Origin of the sequence: Isoptericola sp. BMS4 (assembly GCF_011634835.1) — a bacterium.
Lineage (GTDB): Bacteria > Actinomycetota > Actinomycetes > Actinomycetales > Cellulomonadaceae > Isoptericola.
Genome location: NZ_SIRP01000025.1, coordinates 1 through 272, shown reverse-complemented (window position 1 = coordinate 272; position 272 = coordinate 1). Strand labels below are relative to the sequence as shown.

Genomic DNA, 272 nt, shown 5'->3' with positions numbered 1-272 from the left:
GGCATCGTGCAGAAGAACGGCCGCCCCAACCACCCCACGACCCAGGGCAAGGTCGAACGCTTCCAGCAGACGATGAAGAAGTGGCTACGAGCCCAGCCCGACCAGCCCACCACCCCGCACGAGCTGCAACTCCTGCTGGACACCTTCGCCGAGCACGACAACCACCACCGGCCCCATCGATCCCTGCCACACCGACAGACTCCAGCCACGGCCTACACCGCCACACCCAAGGCCCGCCCAAGCACCACAGCCCGAGAACACGACAGCCACGA

The 272-nt window shown here is 66.5% G+C and carries 1 protein-coding gene; it reads left to right on the top strand.

Translation table 11 applies throughout. From position 1 onward, the window contains the following. Positions 1–272: integrase core domain-containing protein (locus EYB28_RS19815; RefSeq protein WP_166853001.1), on the top strand; the 272-nt coding region annotated here is incomplete at both ends.